This window comes from Mesorhizobium sp. M5C.F.Cr.IN.023.01.1.1 (genome assembly GCF_003997585.1).
GTDB classification, from domain to species: domain Bacteria; phylum Pseudomonadota; class Alphaproteobacteria; order Rhizobiales; family Rhizobiaceae; genus Mesorhizobium; species Mesorhizobium wenxiniae.
Genome location: NZ_RZSU01000125.1, coordinates 1 through 16,692, shown reverse-complemented (window position 1 = coordinate 16,692; position 16,692 = coordinate 1). Strand labels below are relative to the sequence as shown.

At 64.4% G+C, this 16,692-nt stretch carries 16 protein-coding genes and 1 pseudogene; 6 read left to right on the top strand and 11 right to left on the bottom strand.

The window, feature by feature from the left end:
- The 3 genes and pseudogenes from hisG to hisS all read right to left on the bottom strand — a co-directional run.
- A pseudogene (gene hisG / locus EOA78_RS30705) lies at nt 1–225 on the bottom strand (ATP phosphoribosyltransferase); the annotation flags it as partial.
- On the bottom strand, nt 222–1,343 hold the full coding sequence (locus EOA78_RS30700; protein WP_127318976.1) for an ATP phosphoribosyltransferase regulatory subunit: 1,122 nt from the start codon (nt 1,341–1,343) through the stop codon (nt 222–224). The pseudogene hisG and the gene EOA78_RS30700, both read right to left, overlap by 4 nt.
- Nucleotides 1,344–1,514: 171 nt before the next feature.
- Nucleotides 1,515–3,020 carry a histidine--tRNA ligase gene (gene hisS / locus EOA78_RS30695; RefSeq protein WP_127318974.1) on the bottom strand — a complete coding sequence of 502 codons (1,506 nt, stop codon included), beginning with the start codon at nt 3,018–3,020 and terminating at the stop codon, nt 1,515–1,517.
- Nucleotides 3,021–3,235: 215 nt separating this feature from the next.
- On the opposite strand from hisS, the gene EOA78_RS30690 reads away from it, so the two are divergent.
- On the top strand, nt 3,236–3,487 hold the full coding sequence (locus tag EOA78_RS30690) for a hypothetical protein (protein ID WP_127318972.1): 252 nt from the start codon (nt 3,236–3,238) through the stop codon (nt 3,485–3,487).
- A gap of 52 nt (nt 3,488–3,539) precedes the next feature.
- On the opposite strand, the gene EOA78_RS30685 is transcribed toward EOA78_RS30690, so the two are convergent.
- A complete protein-coding gene (locus tag EOA78_RS30685; protein ID WP_127318970.1) occupies nt 3,540–4,175 on the bottom strand; it encodes a DNA-3-methyladenine glycosylase I in 636 nt (211 codons plus the stop codon).
- 214 nt (nt 4,176–4,389) lie between these two features.
- On the opposite strand from EOA78_RS30685, the gene EOA78_RS30680 reads away from it, so the two are divergent.
- Both EOA78_RS30680 and EOA78_RS30675 read left to right on the top strand, forming a co-directional pair.
- Nucleotides 4,390–5,136 (top strand): L,D-transpeptidase, encoded by a 747-nt coding sequence (locus tag EOA78_RS30680; RefSeq protein ID WP_127318968.1) that lies wholly within the window; start codon nt 4,390–4,392, stop codon nt 5,134–5,136.
- Between the two features lie 272 nt (nt 5,137–5,408).
- Entirely contained in the window at nt 5,409–6,329 is a 921-nt protein-coding gene (locus tag EOA78_RS30675) for a bifunctional 5,10-methylenetetrahydrofolate dehydrogenase/5,10-methenyltetrahydrofolate cyclohydrolase (RefSeq protein WP_127318966.1), read from the top strand.
- Between the two features lie 199 nt (nt 6,330–6,528).
- On the opposite strand, the gene glcF is transcribed toward EOA78_RS30675, so the two are convergent.
- The 5 genes from glcF to EOA78_RS30645 form a co-directional block, all read right to left on the bottom strand.
- Nucleotides 6,529–7,860: a glycolate oxidase subunit GlcF gene (gene glcF, locus EOA78_RS30670; protein WP_127318964.1), complete on the bottom strand. Its 1,332-nt coding sequence runs from the start codon at nt 7,858–7,860 to the stop codon at nt 6,529–6,531.
- A 9-nt stretch (nt 7,861–7,869) separates the two neighbouring features.
- The gene (locus tag EOA78_RS30665; RefSeq protein ID WP_127318962.1) at nt 7,870–8,271 is read right to left on the bottom strand and encodes a DUF4870 domain-containing protein; all 402 of its coding nucleotides are present in this window, start codon (nt 8,269–8,271) and stop codon (nt 7,870–7,872) included.
- Complete coding sequence (locus EOA78_RS30660; RefSeq protein ID WP_127318960.1) at nt 8,268–9,524, bottom strand: FAD-binding protein; 1,257 nt, start codon at nt 9,522–9,524, stop codon at nt 8,268–8,270. Before EOA78_RS30660 ends, EOA78_RS30665 begins: the two co-directional genes overlap by 4 nt.
- Before the next feature lie 200 nt (nt 9,525–9,724).
- Nucleotides 9,725–11,221: an FAD-linked oxidase C-terminal domain-containing protein gene (locus tag EOA78_RS30650; protein WP_127318958.1), complete on the bottom strand. Its 1,497-nt coding sequence runs from the start codon at nt 11,219–11,221 to the stop codon at nt 9,725–9,727.
- Nucleotides 11,222–11,423: 202 nt separating this feature from the next.
- Complete coding sequence (locus EOA78_RS30645; protein ID WP_127318956.1) at nt 11,424–12,746, bottom strand: DUF3422 family protein; 1,323 nt, start codon at nt 12,744–12,746, stop codon at nt 11,424–11,426.
- Nucleotides 12,747–12,944: 198 nt separating this feature from the next.
- On the opposite strand from EOA78_RS30645, the gene EOA78_RS30640 reads away from it, so the two are divergent.
- Genes EOA78_RS30640 through EOA78_RS30630 form a run of 3 tightly spaced genes read left to right on the top strand, consistent with a single transcriptional unit; the run spans nt 12,945 to nt 15,750 of the window.
- A complete protein-coding gene (locus EOA78_RS30640; RefSeq protein ID WP_127318954.1) occupies nt 12,945–13,748 on the top strand; it encodes an FCD domain-containing protein in 804 nt (267 codons plus the stop codon).
- Between the two features lie 56 nt (nt 13,749–13,804).
- Nucleotides 13,805–14,941 (top strand): alpha-hydroxy acid oxidase, encoded by a 1,137-nt coding sequence (locus tag EOA78_RS30635; RefSeq protein ID WP_127318952.1) that lies wholly within the window; start codon nt 13,805–13,807, stop codon nt 14,939–14,941.
- 35 nt (nt 14,942–14,976) lie between these two features.
- Complete coding sequence (locus EOA78_RS30630; protein WP_127318978.1) at nt 14,977–15,750, top strand: metallophosphoesterase; 774 nt, start codon at nt 14,977–14,979, stop codon at nt 15,748–15,750.
- Between the two features lie 27 nt (nt 15,751–15,777).
- On the opposite strand, the gene EOA78_RS30625 is transcribed toward EOA78_RS30630, so the two are convergent.
- Both EOA78_RS30625 and EOA78_RS30620 read right to left on the bottom strand, forming a co-directional pair.
- The gene (locus EOA78_RS30625) at nt 15,778–15,918 is read right to left on the bottom strand and encodes a hypothetical protein (protein ID WP_091595274.1); all 141 of its coding nucleotides are present in this window, start codon (nt 15,916–15,918) and stop codon (nt 15,778–15,780) included.
- A gap of 274 nt (nt 15,919–16,192) precedes the next feature.
- Nucleotides 16,193–16,692 (bottom strand): type 1 glutamine amidotransferase (locus tag EOA78_RS30620; RefSeq protein WP_245477870.1); only part of this gene is annotated, 500 nt, incomplete at its 5' end.

Sequence of the window (16,692 nt, the reverse complement as noted above, 5' to 3'; positions counted from 1 at the left end):
CAACAGATCCTCGCCGGTGATGCCGAGGTCGACCGAGCCCTGGCCGATCTCGCCTGATATTTCGGACGCCGACAGAAACGCGACCTCGACGCTCTCCACACCTTCGATGCGGGCGCGGTATTTACGCTCGTCGCCGGGCAGGCTGACGGCAAGCCCGGCCTTGGCCAGCACCTCCAGCGCCTGCTCCTTGAGCCGGCCCTTCGACGGGATCGCCAGCGTGATCATTGCGCCTTCTCCCGCAACGCTTCGATGCGGTCGAGCCAGACGGAAAAGCCGACGCCGGGGATCGGCGTTTTCGCGCCGAGCAGCGTCAGCAAGCGGTCATAGCGGCCGCCGCCGGCCAGCGGCCGGTCGCCGTTTTCCGCCGCGATCTCGAAGACCAGGCCGGTGTAGTAGTCGAGCGGACGGCCGAAGGCGGCATCGTAGCGGATTTTTGCCGCGGGCAGGCCAAGAGCTTCGATCGATTTTGCGCGTGCAGAAAAATTGTCCAGCGCCGCGCCAAGCGAAAGACCGGCGCCGGCCGCAAAGGTTTCGAGCGCCAGTGCGGCGCCGTCAAGCGCCACGTCGATCGCCAGAAAATCCTTCAGCGCCGAGAACGCCTCGTTCGACAGCCGCACGCTGCGCAGTTCGGCCTTTTCAATGAGCCGCCTAGCAATGTCGGCCGGCGACCGCCCGGCCGACGCGGACAGACCCGCCTGCTCCATGCCGCCGGCGATGTGCGACGAAAGCCCTTCCAGGTCGCCATCGAGGACAAGGGCAGCGACTGGGCCGGCGAGCTGGCCGTTGCGCGGCGGGTTGGCGAGGTCGGCAAGCGCTGCTTCCAGCATCGCCGCCGAACCGAAAGCGCGCGCCAGCCGCATGCGCCAGCCGCGCGGCAGGCCGAGCGCGGCGAGCACCGCCTCGAATATGGTCTGGTCGCCGAGCGTGATCGCCAGTGCCTGGTCCGGCAGCACCAGCGAAAGCAGCGCATGCGCATCGGCCAGCGAACGGGCATCGGCTTGCGCCGTGTCGCGGTCGCCGAGATCCTCGATGCCGGCCTGAAAGAATTCATTGCCGCCCTCGCGGCGCTGGCGAAACACCTCGCCGAGATAGGAATAGCGGCGCGGCGTGCCGGCCTGGCTGGCAATGTGGTCGAGGCAGACAGGAATGGTGAATTCCGGCCGCAGGCAAAGTGTGAGGCCGGTCTCGCTTTCGGTGAGAAAGATGCGGCGGCGCAGATCCTCTCCGGCCATGTCGAGGAACGGGTCGGCCGGCTGCAGCACCGCGACTTCCACTGCATGGGTGTTGCGCGCGGCGAAGAGCTTGGCGATGTCTGATGCGATGGCGGGGTAGCGGGAGGTCATGGCAGGCGCCCTTCCCTTCTCCCCCTGTGGGAGAGGGTGGATCGGCGCGTAGCGCCGAGACGGATGAGGGGTGCTGGACGGAGCACCGGCGTCGAGTTTCTTCCAACACCCCTCATCCGACCTCGCTTCGCGAGGCCACCTTCTCCCACAAGGGGAGAAGGGAGCGGCGCCCTACTTGCCACGCGCTCGCTCCTCGGCCTGCGCGGCAAGTATCTTCCTCACCTCGGCGACCAGCTCGCTTTCCGCCACCGTCACCTGCGCCGGGCGTGCGGCGCGCCATTCGGCGTTGTCCGCAATCTCCGCCGACATGCGGGCGCCCTCGATCAGGTCCTTGATCTGCACCTCACCCTTGGCGCGCTCGTCGCCGCCCTGGATGATCGCGACGGGGCTGCCGCGCCGGTCGGCATATTTGAGCTGCGCCTTCATGCCGGCGCCGCCGAGATACATTTCGGAGCGGATGCCGGCGGCACGCAGCTCGGCCACCATCTTCTGGTAGCGTCCGAGACTTTCTGTGTCCTTGTCCATGGTGAGCACGACGACCGGCGCGATTACATCCGACGTGTCGAGCTTGCCGAGATTTTTGAGCGCCGTCATCAGCCTGGAGACGCCGATGGAAAAGCCGGTCGCCGGCACCGGCTCGCCACGAAAGCGCGAGACGAGGCCGTCATAACGCCCGCCACCGCCAACCGAGCCGAAGCGCACGATTTTTCCCTCTTCGTTGGGGATCTCGGCCAGGAGCTCGGCTTCGTAGACCGGACCGGTATAATACTCCAAGCCGCGGACAACGGAGGGAGCGATGAAAACGCGATCCCCATATCCTGCCGCAGTAATCATTGACGCAATTTGATCGAGTTCGGCAAAACCTTGTTTGGCTGTTTCAGAATCGCCGATCAGACCCTCGATGGCATTGAGAGTTGCTGCAGCACCATCGCCTTGGGCGGCCATCAATCTTAGGATCGAATTCGCCTGATTTTCATTCAGCTCTGCGCCCTTTGTAAAATCCCCACTTTCATCGAGTCGCCCGCGCTGCAAAAGCTGGCTAACGCCAGCCAAGCCCACTTTGTCCAGCTTGTCGATCGCCCGCAGCACCTGCAGCCGGCGACCGGCGTTCTCATCGCCGCCAAGGCCGATCGCCTCCAGCACGCCGTCCAGCACCTTGCGGTTGTTGACCCTAATGACGTAGTCGCCGCGTTTGATGCCCAGCGCCTCCATCACGTCGGCCATCATCATTGCCATCTCGGCATCAGCCGCGACGCCCGGCGTTCCCACCGTATCGGCGTCGAACTGCATGAACTGGCGGAAGCGGCCGGGGCCGGGCTTCTCGTTGCGGAACACCCAGCCGGAGCGGTAGCTGCGATAGGGTTTCGGCAGACGCTCAAAGTTCTCGGCGACGAAGCGGGCCATCGGCGCGGTCAAATCGTAGCGCAGCGACAGCCACTGGTCATCATCGTCCTGGAAGGAGAATACGCCCTCGTTCGGCCGATCCTGGTCGGGCAGGAATTTGCCCAGCGCATCGGTGTATTCGATCATCGGCTGGTCGACCGGCTCGAAGCCGTAAAGCTCATAGACCGAGCGGATCGTCGCCATCATCTTCTCGACGGCGCGGATATCGTCGGCGTCGCGGTCGACAAGCCCGCGCGGCAGCCGCGCTTTCATCTTTTCCGATTTGTCGGCCATCGTATGGGTACTCGGTGTTTCCTAGCGTTCCGTGGATCGGCAAAATTACTGAATTTCCACAGCGCGGGTGTCCTAACCGATGCAGCCGGGAGCGGCAAGGGTTTGCACCTTTCCTGAAACACACCGGGCCAAAACGAAACAATTCCGCCATGAGCGCGGCATCGTGCCGACACAATCGCAGCCGATAAAACGCGCCGAAACAAGGGGTTCGAGCCATGACCACGGCACGGCAATTCGACATCATCGACAGCGGCGCCCGCGAGCGGTCCCGGCTGCGGCCTGCCGATCATCATGCACCGAGGCCTGCAACCCAAATGGCGGGACCGTTCGAGGTTGCCGCGGACGGGCGTACAGGACCGACCATGCGCGATGCGCTGGTGACCGGTCTGCTAGTGATCTACCCAGCCCTTGCCACGGTGGCGGCCATCGTCGCCGGGCTTTTTCTGGCCGGCGCCAGCGGCGCTTGAGTTTTTGAGCGCCCTGCCTTCTCCCCTTTGTGGGAGAAGGCAAAAAGGAAGCTCACTTCGGCCGCTTGAACGCCTTGCGCTCCGCCTCGACCTGCTCGCGGCAGACACAGCCCTCGAGATGGTCGTTGACCAGCCCCATGGCCTGCATGAAGGCGTAGACGGTGGTCGGGCCGACAAAGCTCCAGCCGCGTTTTTTCAGCTCCTTTGACATCCGCACAGAGACCGCCGTGGTCGGGTTGGCGCGCAGATGCGCGAGATCGACGATTTCGGGCCGCTGGTCCGGGCCGGGTTCGAACTTCCAGAACCAGGCAGCCAGCGAGCCGGCCTCGTCGGCCATTTCACGGGCGCGCTTGGCGTTGTTGATGGTCGAGACGATCTTGCCGCGGTGGCGGATGATGCCGGCATTGCCGAGCAGGCTCTCGACATCCTCGTCGGTGAAGGCGGCGATCTTGTCGATATCGAAGCCGGCGAACGCCTCGCGGAAATTCTCGCGCTTGCGCAATATGGTCAGCCAGGACAGGCCCGACTGAAAGCCTTCGAGGCAGATTTTTTCGAACAGCCTGCGGTCGTCGGTGACCGGCCGGCCCCATTCATGATCGTGGTAGTGCAAATAATCCGGCAGATTGCCGTGCCAGAAGCAGCGCGCGATACCATCTGGGCCGGCGAGCAGCCCTGTCTTCTCATCCATGGCGGATTTCCATTCGTTAATGCGCCTCAGCGCTGCCTTTTACTCCGGCTTTACCAGATTCCTGAACCGGCCGGTAACCACACCGAAAGGTTTACTGACAATGGAGCATTTTACGCATTCCGATTCACGTTTCGGTTGCCGCTCCGCGCCCAATGTCCGCGAAATCGGGGACGCGTTTGGGCCCCGGCGTGTTCGATGATCAAGGTGCGTTCCGATGAAGACACTTTTGTTCCCGCTGCTCGGCGCCGCGGCCGTACTGGCCGCTGCCGCTACATCCTCCAGCGCCAATGACCGCTATGCAGACAGGCCGCCGGTGATGGTGAGCCCCGACCTTTCGGCGCCCTGGGTGCTGCAGCTCGGCCGCGCGCCGGGCATCGTCCGCCAGAACCGGCAAGTGATGCAAATGCCGCAGCGCCGTTCTCAACGGCAGGCGCAACCGGCTCAGCTGCACACGGCGGCGATGCAGGCGCCGGCCAAGAAGCGCCTGCTCGCGCGGCCGCAGATCAACCCGATCTACCTGCCGCAGGAGGTGGCCTATGACGGTCCGGAGAAGCCGGGCACGATCGTCATCGATACGAGGGAGAATTTCCTTTATCTGGTCGAGAACAACGGCAAGGCGCGGCGCTATGGCGTCGGCACCGGCAAGCCGGGATTCGAATGGGCCGGCAAGCACAAGATCTCGCAGAAGAAGGTCTGGCCCGAATGGCGACCGCCGGCGCAGATGATCTCGCGCGAGGCCGCCAACGGCCGTTATCTGCCGACCTATGTCGCCGGCGGCGTCGAGAACCCGCTCGGCGCGCGCGCGCTCTATCTCGGCTCGACGCTCTACCGCATCCACGGCACCAACCAGCCCTGGACGATCGGCGGCGCCGTGTCGTCGGGCTGCATTCGCATGCGCAACGAGGACGTCGTCGACCTCTATGAGCGGGTCGATGTTGGCACGACGGTTGTGGTGATGTAATCTGCAGTTGATTTTGTTGCCGATTCTGTCCAGAAGACTCTGGATCATCGGATACGGGGGACGGGCCGTGTGGGGATGCGGCCAGTCAAGAAAGGGCAGCGCGGCAAATCGCGCTGCCCTTTCTGTTTCTAGGACGCGACAGGATCACGTCTGGCAGGGTCAGCTTTGACCGGTAGGTCGCGCCCGGGGTATGGCGGTTCGCATTCTCGCTGCCATTCTTCTCGTTATTTTGCTATGTCGGCTGCAACGTTCCCAGACAAAGGCCAATCTACATGTCCCTGTCCGATGACAGCCGCTATCTCAAAGGCGGCCCGGTCGCCCAGCGCATCATCGCCTCGGTGCGCGAGGATGCAGCGATCGCAACCGCAGAAGGTTTTCCGCCCAAACTGATATCGATCACCGTCGGCGACACCGCTGCGGTCGACGTCTATGTGCGCAACCAGCGCGCCAAGGCGGCATTGGCCGGTATCGGTTTCGAGGAAAGACGGTTTGCCGCCGACATCACCGCCGGCGAACTCGAAGCAGCGATCCACGGCCTTAATGCCGATCCGCGCGTCACCGGTATCATCATCCAGCGGCCGGTGCCGGTGCATATCCCGATCAAGACGCTTCAGGCGGCGGTGCATCCGCTCAAGGACGTCGAGGGCATGCACCCGGCCTCGATCGGCAACATCGTCTACAACCAGCTCGACCTTGCACCGTGCACGGCGGCCGCTTCGGTCGAACTGCTCAAGGAGACCGGCCTCGATCTGAAGGGGCTCGAGGTCGTCATCGTCGGCCACTCCGAGATCGTCGGCAAGCCGATCGCCTTCCTCTTGATGAGCGAGGGCGCGACGGTGACGGTCTGCCATCACATGACGCGCTCGGTGGCAGCGCACGCGCGCCGTGCCGATGCGCTGTTCGTCGCCGTCGGCAAGCCGCGGCTGATCAAGGCCGACATGGTCAAGCCGGGTGCAGCCGTCATCGACATCGGCATCAATGCCGAGACAGGACCGGACGGCGAGAGCCGCATCGTTGGCGACGTCGACGCCGAGAGCGTCAAGCATGTGGCGTCCTGGATCACGCCGGTGCCGGGCGGCGTCGGCCCCATCACCGTGGCGATCCTGCTGCGCAACACGATGGTAGCGCTCAGCCGCCAGCGCGCGCTTTACCAGGCGACCTACGGCGTGGTGGACAAGCTCGCGGCGGAATAAGCACGTAGCGGCAGGCCCCCTCACCCAGCCTCCGCTTCGCTCGGCTGACCTCTCCCCGAGGGGAGAGGAGGCTTCAAGGCCGGCACCAGTCCTCTTCTCCCCAACGGGGAGAAGGTGGCCGCCCACGGGTCTTGCCTCCGGCAAGCCCGAGGACAGGCTCCGCGGCCGGATGAGGGGGCTACGCCTCAGAACTGTCCCGTCACTCCGCTGCCACGACTGCCCTGTTGTCCGGAACGCCTTCCGGCCTCGGTCCGCCATAGGCCCAGTCGAGCAGTTTTACCGTGTGCACCACCGGCAGCTTCGCCGCTGACGCAATCTGGGTGATGCAGCCAATGTTGCCGGTGGCGACGATTTCAGCACCTGTCGCCTCGATATTCCTGACCTTGCGATCACGCAAAGTCGCCGAGATCTCGGACTGCAGGATGTTGTAGGTGCCGGCCGACCCGCAGCACAGATGCCCTTCGCGCGGCTCGCGCACGACGAACCCGGCCCTGGCAAGAAGCTCCTTGGGCTGGCGGGTGATCTTCTGGCCGTGCTGCATCGAGCAGGCAGAGTGATAGGCAACGATGGTGCCGGGCTTGCGCACCGGCTCGGGCAGGTCGAGACCCACCAGATATTCCGTGATGTCCTTGGCCAGCGCCGACACGCGCGCCGCCTTGTCGGCATAGGCCGGGTCGAGGCGCAGCATGAAGCCGTAGTCCTTGATGGTGGTGCCGCAGCCCGACGCGGTGATGACGATGGCATCCAGCCCGCCCTGGTCGATGGCGCGCGTCCAGGCGTCGACATTGCGCCTGGCCGAGGCAAGCGCTGCCTCCTCGCGGCCCATGTGATGCACCAGCGCGCCGCAGCAGCCCTCACCCTCGGGAACCTCGACCTCGACGCCCAACCGCGTCAGCAGCGCGATCGTCGTGTCGTTGATGCCGGGATCAAGCACGGATTGTGCGCAGCCGGTGAGAATGGCGACGCGGCCAATTTTTCTCGCGCCCTGCCCGGCATGGATGCCCGGCGAAGCCATTGGCGAGGCCGCAGGAACCGACGCCGGGGAAAGCTTGAGCATCGCGCCCAGCGGCTTCAGCGCCGGGATCTTTTCGAACAGACCGGCGAATGGCTGCGCAAGCCTCGCCAGCTTGAGCGCAGCCCGAAAGCGCGAGGGATAAGGCAGGACAAAGGCCAGCATGGCGCGCGTCAGCCGATCGAGCAGCGGGCGCTTGTAGGTTTCCTCGATATGGGCACGGGCGTGGTCGACCAGATGCATGTAGTTGACGCCCGACGGGCAGGTGGTCATGCAGGCGAGGCAGGACAGGCAGCGGTCGATATGGGTGACGATCTGCTTGTCAGCGGGGCGACCGTTCTCCAGCATGTCCTTGATCAGGTAGATCCGCCCGCGCGGCGAATCCAGCTCATTGCCAAGCGTCACATAGGTCGGGCAGGTGGCCGTGCAGAAGCCGCAATGCACGCATTTGCGCAGGATCTTCTCCGATTCCGCGACATGCGGATCGGCAAGCTGGGCAAGCGAAAAATTGGTCTGCACGCAAAAATCCTATAATCCCAAGAACCAGCTTTCCGGGTCTCTGACCGGCTCGCCGCGCTGCAGCGCCTGCAGGCCGAGAATGCAGCGGGCAATGAACCAGACGGCGACGGCGAACATCAGCACGACGCCTATCGCCACCATCATCAGCACAACCGAGATCAACGCATAAAGCAGACCGATCCAGAAGGTGCGGATCAGGAATGTATAGTGGCTCTCGATGAAGCCGCCTGCTTTGCCGCGGTTGATATAGGCCAGCACGATGCCGACAATACCGGTGACGCCGATGACGAGGCTGGCGAGATAGAGGATGTAGATGACCAGCGCGTTGGTCGAACCCGGCTCCAGCCAGCGGTCGGTCTGGCGCGGCGCGGGTTTACCTGAATCGGTCGGGCCTGGATTGATGTTGCTCATAATGCTGCTCCCTCGGTTGCGGTGCCAAGAGTAGCAGAGCTTGCAGCCGGCGCCATACGGCCGGGATTGAGGATATTCTTAGGATCGAATTCGGCTTTGAGCCGCGCCGACAACGCTGCCAGTTGCGACGCCTGCGGCTCAAACACCGGCACAGCGGCGCGATGCGAAGGCGCGGCGCGCACCAGCGTCGCATGGCCGCCGCCATACTGTCTCACCAGGCCGCGCAGAAGATCGGCTTCGGGATCGCCATGCTCCATGCGCAGCCAGATCAGTCCGCCCTGCCAGTCATAGAAGGCATCGGCCGCCGCCTGCATGCGCAGCGCCAGCACCATCTGGTGAGCTTGCGCCGGCGCCATCGACACGCGCCACACCGGCTTTTCCAGGCCGTCGGCAAACGGCGCGCAATCTCTGATGGCGCGCCAGACGGAATGCGAGACATCGCCCGAAATCTCCTCGAGCGGGCCGGCATTTCCGAGCAGGTCTTTCAGCGCGGCGATGCGGTAGGCGACCGACGGGCCGAACCCCTCGACGCGCAGCAATGTCGCCGCGGCATTGCCGAGGCTGCCGCCGGCGACCCGCGCGGCGACGCGTTCGGGAAGATGGGCAGCACTCGACACTTCGGCGCTGGAGCCGAGCGCCAGCGCCATGGCGGCGGCGGCATGATCGTCGAGCAGGCCGCGCAGAGCGAGCGTGACTTCGGTCTCGGCTGCTGGCAGCACCTTGAAGGTGACGTCGGTGAGGACGGCAAGCGTGCCCCAGCTGTTGGCCATGAGTTTCGACAGGTCGTAGCCGGTGACGTTCTTGACGACGCGGCCGCCGGACTTGAAGGCCTCGCCGCGACCGGAAACCGCCGCTACGCCGAGAATATGGTCGCGCGCCGCCCCCGCCTTCAGCCGGCGCGGGCCGCAAAGGTTCGCGGCCAGCACGCCGCCGATCGTGCCTCGCCCTAACTCACCGCCGAGCAGCGGGCCGTAATCCAGCGGCTCGAAGGCCAGCTGCTGGCCGTTTTCGGCAAGCAGGCTTTCGATGTCGGCGAGCGGCGTGCCGGCTTTGGCCGACAGTACCAGTTCGGCCGGCTCGTAGAGCGTCACGCCGGACAGTTTCGACAGGTCGAGCGTATGCTCGGTCTGCAGCGGACGGCCTATACCGCGCTTGGAACCATGCCCGAGGATTTCGAGCGGCGAGTCTTCGGCGGCGGCCCATTGGACGGTGGCGAGGGTTTCGGCTGCGGTGGCGGGAGTGAAGGTGGTCATGGCGATACGCCGCGTTCCTTCGCGCCCCCCTCTGTCCTGCCGGACATCTCCCCCTCAAGGGGGGTGTTCGGACGTCGCCTCTGGCTTCGCCAATCTCCAACGTTGAAAGAAGGGTGAGACGTGCAAGCTCCCAATCTCCCGCCTTGAGGGGGAGACGTCCGGCAGGACAGAGGGGGGTGTTCAAGCGCCAACACTTCCACTTAAAACCTCGGAATGTCCGGAAACGCCGTCTGCCCGCGATGCACGTGCATGCGTCCGAGCTCGGCGCAGCGGCGCAACTGCGGAAACACCTTGCCCGGGTTGAGCAGATGGCTGGGATCGAAAGCGCATTTGACCCGCATCTGCTGGTCGAGGTCGATCTGGTTGAACATTTCCGGCATCAGGTCGCGCTTCTCCACCCCCACCCCGTGCTCGCCGGTCAGCACGCCGCCGACCTTGACGCAGAGCCGCAGGATGTCGGCGCCGAAACTTTCCGCCTTGTCGAGCTCGCCCGGCACATTGGCGTCATATAGGATCAGCGGATGCAGGTTGCCGTCGCCGGCGTGAAAGACATTGGCGACGCCGAGCCCGTATTTCTCCGACAGTTCGCGCATCCCGTGCAGCACGCGCGGCAGTTCCTTGCGCGGGATGGTGCCGTCCATGCAGTAGTAGTCGGGCGAGATGCGGCCGACCGCCGGAAAGGCAGCTTTGCGGCCGGCCCAGAAGCTCAGCCTCTCCTGCTCCGACTGCGAGATGCGGCATGTGGTCGAGCCGTTCCTATAGGCGATGGCTTCGACAAGGCCGATCAGGTGATCGACCTCGACGCCCGGCCCGTCGAGCTCGACGATCAGTAGCGCCTCGACATCCAAGGGATAGCCGGCATGGACGAAATCCTCGGCCGCGTGGATCGCCGGGCGGTCCATCATCTCCATGCCGCCCGGGATGATGCCGGCGCCGATGATGTCGGCGACGCATTGGCCACCCTGCTCGCTGGTCGGGAAGCCGATCAAAAGCGCGCGCGCCGTCTCCGGCTTCTTCAGGATGCGCACAGTGACCTCGGTGACGACGCCGAGAAGCCCTTCGGAACCGGTCACCACCCCGAGCAGGTCATAGCCTTCCGCGTCGAGATGCTTGCCGCCGAGCCGCACCACCTCGCCGTTCATCAGCACCATCTCGATACCGAGCACATTGTTGGCGGTAAGACCGTACTTCAAGCAATGTACGCCGCCGGAATTCTCCGCGACATTGCCGCCGATCGAGCAGGCGATCTGGGAGGATGGATCGGGGGCGTAGTAAAAGCCCTCCTGCTCGACGGCGATGGTGATGCCGAGATTGGTGACGCCCGGCTGGGCGACGACGATGCGGTTTGGAAAATCGATCTCGAGAATGCGATTGAAGCGGCTCATGACCAGCAGCACGGCGTCTTCGAGCGGCAACGCCCCGCCGGACAAAGATGTGCCGGAACCGCGCGGCACGACGCGTATGTTGCGGTCATTGCAATATTTCAGCACGCGCGAGACCTGCGCCACCGTTTCGGGCAGCACCACGACCAGCGGCAATTGCCGATATGCGGTGAGGCCGTCGCTCTCGAAGGCACGCATCGAATTGGCAGCGTCGAAGACGCCTTCGCCCGGCACGATGATGCGCATATCGGCGACGATCTCGTCGCGCCGGCGCATCGTGGCGTCGTCTGGCTTCGGCATCAGCAGGCTGGACATCGACAGTCTCCTTCGATCGACTGGTAAAAATCTTTTACCAGCGGCAGGCGCCTGTTGCAAATCCTGCTTTGGCCGAAATCGAGCGCCGACACCGGGACGCCTTCCGCAGCGGCTTGCGAGGAGGGCGGCGAACGAAGGGAGCGGGGGGCGAGAGGGACGCGCTGACTTTCTCCCCGTCGAGGGACCTTCAGGGGGAGATTGCCTACTCGCCCGCTTGCTTGGCGGGTTCGGAGTGCAAGCGGCGCACACGGCGCACGCCCCACCAGACCAGCAGGATGGCGAGCGGCACCGAGGCGGCGGTGACGACCTCGGGCGCGAAGGTATGGCCGAAGATCGAGGCGCCCTTGGCGACGTAGCCGATGAGGCCGACGACGTAGTAGGAGACGGCGGCGACCGAGAGCCCTTCCACCGTCTGCTGCAGGCGCAGTTGGAGGCGGGCGCGGTTGTTCATCGACGCCAGCAGATCGCGGTTCTGCTTCTCGACGTCGACGTCGACCCAGGTGCGCAGCAGCGTGGTGGCGCGGGTGAGCTTCGTCGACAGATTGGCCTGACGCTCCTCGACCGAACGGCAGGTGCGCATGGCGGGGGCGACGCGACGCTGCAGGAACCCGCCCCAGGTGTCGTAGCCGGGCACCGCCTCCTCCTCCAGCGCCTCCAGCCGTTCGCGGACGATGCCGTCATAGGCGCGGCTGGCGCCGAAGCGATAGAGGCTGGAGGCTGCATCGGCCTCCAACTCGGCGGCAAGCTCGGTCAGGTCGGCAAGCAACGTCTGGCTGTCGCGGGTTTCGGCGACTTTCATTTCCAGTGTGGTCTGCGCCAGCCTGTCTTCGATGCGGCGCGCGCGACCGGACTGCATCAGCGCCAGCGGCAGGCCAAGCATGGCCAGCGTGCGGTAGGTTTCGATATCGATCAGCCGCTGCGCCAGCGCGCCGGTGCGTGCCGGCGTCAGGCCGCGGTCGAGCACCAGCATGCGGGTCATGCCGTCACCGTCCTGGCGGAAATCGGTGACGATGGCGGCGTTGCCGCGCTCGACCAGCGAATAGCACAGGCTGGTCGGGTCGAAGCTGGCGATCAGCTTTTCGCTCGCCTGCGTCCATTTGCGGATTTCGAGCCTGATGCCGGAAATCACCGTTCCCGGCGGCGAAAACCCGTGGCCGAAAGGCGAATCTTCCTGGCGCTGGCCGCTCTCGGATAGCGGTCCTTCCCACAGATAGGTGGAGAATTCCGTGTGCCGTTCCCAGCGCAGCGAGCCCTTGCCCCACTTCATCGCGTGGTGGCGTGCATGAGGGTCGGGCGCGGCGATGCCGAGCCGCCGCGACAATTCGGAAAGCACGGCCTGGTCGACGCCGGACCCAGCTTCGGTCATGAAGGAAAGCTGCACCAGCACGCGCGGTTTCTCGACCAGCGGATGCGGACGGGCGTGAACCTCGCCGAGCGCGCCAGGCCGTCCCTGATGCGCGGGAAAGCCCATGACGCTGCCCTCGACGCGCGGCTGAAATTTGAGATTGGACGGGTCATCTGCCACGGCTGGTCCCCCGGGCCTGGTGCAATCGCGTCCCTCTAGAGCCAATTGCCGGGGGACGCAAACGACAAGTTAGCCGAAATCGATATGCCGCGACGACGTTGGACCCGGCCAAACCGACGAATTGGATAAATAATTTGACCAGTTGGCGACACTGGCTTTATCCTGCGTGACACCGGTTCAATCCCCAGGCCATCCCCGTTGAGCGATATCTTCTCCAGGATCGAGCATTCCCGCACCGCCGACGAGGTGGTGCAGCAGATCGAGAGCCTGATCCTCGAAGGCGTTCTGCGCACCGGCGACAGGCTGCCGGGCGAGCGCGAGCTGGCACGCCGGTTCGAGGTGTCGCGGCCGATCCTGCGCGACGCGCTGAAGGCGCTGGAAGGACGCGGACTTTTGACGACGCGGCCCGGCGGCGGCACCCATGTCGCCGATGTCATCGGCCAGCTGTTCACCAAGCCGGTGACGGACCTGATCTCCATGCACCGCAAGGCGGCGACCGACTATCTGGAATACCGCCGCGAGATCGAGGCGGTGGCGGCCGAGTATGCGGCGCGGCGCGCCACATCGGACGACCTGGCGCTGCTCGACCGCATCATGGCGCGCATGGACGAGGCGCACCGGACCGGCAACTTCGACGACGAGGCGGAAATCGACGTCGAGTTCCACCACGCGATCTGCGAATGCGCGCACAACATCATCCTCCTGCACACGCTGCGCTCGTGCTACCGGCTGCTGTCGGAGGGCGTCTTCCAGAACCGGCTCTTGGTGTTCAACGTGCCGGGCGCGCGCGAAGCGCTGCTTTCGCAGCACCGGGCGATCTACGCGGCGGTCAAGGCCGGCGATCCGGCGGCCGCACGGCAGGCGGCGATGGACCACATCACCCATGTCGAACGCACCATGGCCGAGGCCGAGCGCAGCGGCGACTGGCAACGTGTGTCGCGGCTGAGGCTGATGCAGCGCTCCGAGGCCGGCGACAGCGAGCCGGCAAGAAAACGCTCATGAGCGCCGGCTAAGAAAAATCAACAACGACGAATTAGCGAACAACCAGCGGAAAACCCATGAGCATGATCCTAACCATCGCCGATCTCAAGGACCTGGCGCGCCGCCGCGTGCCGAAGATGTTCTTCGACTATGCCGATTCCGGTGGATGGACCGAAAGCACCTACCGGGCCAACGAGGAGGATTTCCAAAAGATCAAATTCCGCCAGCGCGTGCTGGTCGACATGAGCAACCGGTCGCTGGAATCGACCATGATCGGAGAGAAGGTGGCGATGCCGGTGGCGCTGGCGCCGACCGGTATGACCGGCATGCAGCACCCCGACGGCGAGATGCTGGCGGCGCAGGCGGCGGAGGAATTCGGCGTGCCGTTCACGCTTTCGACGATGAGCATCTGCTCGATCGAGGATGTCGCATCAGTGACCAAGAAGCCGTTCTGGTTCCAGCTCTATGTGCTTCGCGACAAGGATTTCGTCCTCAATCTCATCGACAGGGCGAAGGCGGCGAAATGCTCGGCGCTGATGCTGACGCTCGACCTGCAGATCCTCGGCCAGCGCCATAAGGATATCCGCAACGGGCTGTCGGCGCCGCCGCGCTTCACGCCGAAACACGTCTGGCAGATGGCGACCAGGCCGGGCTGGTGCATCGGCATGGCCGGTACCCAGCGCCGGACCTTCCGCAACATCGTCGGCCACGCCAAGGGCGTCGGCGACCTCACCTCGCTGTCCTCATGGACGACGGAGCAATTCGATCCGCATCTGTCGTGGAAGGACGTTGCCTGGATCAAGGAACGCTGGGGCGGCAAGCTGATCCTGAAAGGCATCCTCGACAAGGAAGACGCGCTGATGGCGGCCAAGACCGGCGCCGACGCGATCATCGTCTCCAATCATGGCGGGCGCCAGCTCGACGGTGCGCCGTCGTCGATCGAGGTGCTGGAAGAGATCGCCGACGCTGTCGGTGACACGATCGAGGTGCATATGGATGGCGGCATCCGCTCGGGCCAGGACGTGCTAAAGGCGCTGTGTCTTGGCGCCAAGGGCACCTATATCGGCCGGCCTTTCCTTTACGGCCTTGGCGCGCTCGGCAAGGATGGGGTCACCAAAGCCTTGGAAATCATCCGCAAGGAGATGGACATAACGCTGGCACTGTGCGGAAAACGTCTGGTAACCGACATGGGCAAAGATCAGCTTCGGCGTTAGACTCCCGTGACGGCATGATCACGGAGATGGACGCATTGATTGCCCCCGGCATCCACTTTCTCGACGCGCGCGGACCGGAAGGCATGCGCATCTATGCGGTCGGCGACGTGCATGGCCGGCTCGACCTGCTCGTCGCCATGTACCGCCGGATTGCGGCCGAGATCCGCCAGGCGCGGCCGGCCGACTGGCGTGTCATCCATCTCGGCGACTATGTCGACCGCGGCCCGAACTCCAAGGGCGTTCTCGATTTCCTGATCGAAGTGCGAAAACGCGACCCGCGCCACCTGATGCTCGCCGGCAACCACGACATCGGCTTCCTCGACTTCCTCGATGCACCCGATGCGGACGGGCTTTTCATGCGATATGGCGGCATCCAGACCGCGCAGTCCTATGGCGTGGTGCTCAATGAAGGCGGCGGTGCGTGGTTTGGCAGGTCCGAGGCGGCACTGCGGCAAGGCCACGCGGCGCTGGTCGAGGCCGTGCCGAAAAGCCATGTCGACTTCCTGCAGTCGCTAGTGTTTTCACTGACCTTTGGCGACTTCTTTTTTTGCCATGCCGGCATCCGGCCAGGCATTGCGCTGGAAAGTCAGAGCACGCAGGACCTGATCTGGATCCGCGATGTCTTCCACAATCATTCCGGCCTGCATCCGAAGATCGTGGTGCATGGCCACACGCCGGTGCCGGAGGCGGAGGTGATGGTCAACCGCGTCAATATCGACACGCTCGCCTACCAGACGGGAAACCTCAGCGCGCTCGTCGTCGACGGCGCGGACAAGCGTATCCTGGTGGTGTCAGGTGAGAGGGCCTAAAAGCGTGTCGCGCTTCAAGTCTGTGTTTTAGCGAAGAGCGGCGGTGACGCCGTAGCCGTCGACGGCGTTGTGGTTGTTGGCTGCGTCGCCGGCATAGGTGCCGAAGCCGCACAACACTATGGCCGACAACATGACAAAGGACAGAAGCGCTGCTTTCACGGACGTCATCTCTTGTTGAGCTCTCTGCATCTGTGCACGAGGCGGGTTACCAATGGGTTGAAACGGAAATACGTCTCAAAATTTCGACGATTTCGCGCTTCTAGGCATGTTCTGTATCGGCGATGTGTCGCGCGAGTGAGACAAAGGGTTCATCGCGTTGCACGGAAGATGCAGAGCGCGTGCCTTCTAGGGTAGCGGGCGGCCACAAGCCAAGGACGAAACAAGCTGTCCACAGCGGATATTTGCCGGCGTGCCAAATATGCAACGTCGGGACCGACAGCCGTCAGATCGTCGCCACCCAGGCGCGGGCAATGGCCAGCCCGGCGGCATCGGCATCCGGTCCGTGATGGGCCATTTCGTCGTCGAGCCGATCGCTCCAGTCCGGGTGCCGTTCGGCAATGAGCGATGCGAAGGATGAGCTCCAGTCGCGGACCATCGGCCGGTCCGCCTCGAAATGGAACTGAAAGCCATAGACGGCGCGGCCGATGCGAAACGCCTGGTTCTCGGCGACTTCGTTGCCGGCGAGCCGCACGGCACCTTCAGGCAAGACAAAAGTGTCGTCGTGCCATTCGAAGATGGGGAAATTTTCGGGCAGCGCTGCGAGCACCGGATCGGCCTTCGCCGCCGGAGTGAGCGAGACCTTGTGCCAGCCGAATTCCGAGGCGCCGCCGATCCGGTTCTCGCCGCCGAAGGCGCGCGCGACCAGTTGGCTGCCAAGGCAGATACCGAGCACGGCGCGATCCTTGTTCGCAAAATGGCGCGTCAGGTCGAGCAGTTCAGGGA